General features: G+C 40.3%; 2 protein-coding genes. Both read left to right on the top strand.

From position 1 onward, the window contains the following. A partial coding sequence (locus BBH99_RS11960) for a glucuronate isomerase (RefSeq protein WP_165601930.1) occupies positions 1-857 on the top strand: 857 nt, incomplete at its 5' end. Between the two features lie 4 nt (positions 858-861). After that, positions 862-1,067: PfkB family carbohydrate kinase (locus BBH99_RS11955; RefSeq protein ID WP_228390797.1), on the top strand; the 206-nt coding region annotated here is incomplete at its 3' end.

The raw sequence follows: 1,067 nt of genomic DNA, 5'->3' as shown, positions 1-1,067 counted from the left end.
TCCGTCCTGATGCCTATATTAATATCATTAATTCTGAACAATATCTTTCGGGAATTAAAAAGCTTGAAAAAGTCTGTGGATTTTCAATCACATCAGCTTCTGATCTGTTGGATGCACTTCAGGGCAGAATCAATTATTTTGTGGAAGCAGGAGCAAAAGTAGCCGACCACGGCTTTGAATATTTTCCGGATACCACAAAATGGAATCATAGCCTTGAAAAAGAATTTTCTGAATTCCTGAAAGGTAATCTTTCAACGTTTTCCGATCCGGATGCATTAAGCGGTTACATGCTGAAAGAGCTTTGCAAAATGTATGCAGAAAAAGGCTGGGTACAACAGTTTCATGTGGGGGCAACCCGAAACAATAATTCAGAAATGTTCAGAAAAATAGGTGTCAATGCAGGATATGATGCCATTGGAGAACCCTATTATGCACAGAGATTGAGCATTTTGCTGGATGTACTGAATACAGAAGGAAAACTGGCCAAAACCATTATTTACAACTTGAACCCAGCATTTAACGAGGTCCTGGCAACTCTTGCCGGAAACTTTAATGAAGGAGGCATAAAGTCCAAGGTACAGTTTGGAGCAGCCTGGTGGTTTCTCGATCAGCTCGACGGGATGACCAAACAGATGAATACACTTTCCAATATCGGTCTGATCAGCACTTTTGTCGGCATGTTGACCGATTCCCGAAGCCTGCTGTCATTCTCAAGACACGATTATTTCAGAAGGCTTTTATGCAATTTGTTCGGGAGTGAAATGGAAAGAGGTCTTCTTCCCGATGATGAAAAGTGGGTAGGAAAGATCATTCAGGATATCTGTTATCATAATACAAAAAATTATTTTGAAATATAAAACCATGCAGGATTCATCGAAAATATTATGTTTCGGGGAACTGCTTCTCCATTTTGCCCCGGATTCCGAAGGAAACTGGCTTAATGAACAGTCTCTGAAAATTTATGTGGGCGGTGCCGAATACAATGTAGCGGCAGCACTTTCCCAGTGGAAGAATTCTGTGAAATTATTATCAGCTTTACCTGAGAATTTTGTTGGAAATCAGCTAGA

It is taken from the genome of Chryseobacterium contaminans, assembly GCF_001684955.1.
GTDB classification, from domain to species: Bacteria; Bacteroidota; Bacteroidia; order Flavobacteriales; family Weeksellaceae; genus Chryseobacterium; species Chryseobacterium contaminans.
This window is presented reverse-complemented; position numbering and strand designations above follow the sequence as displayed.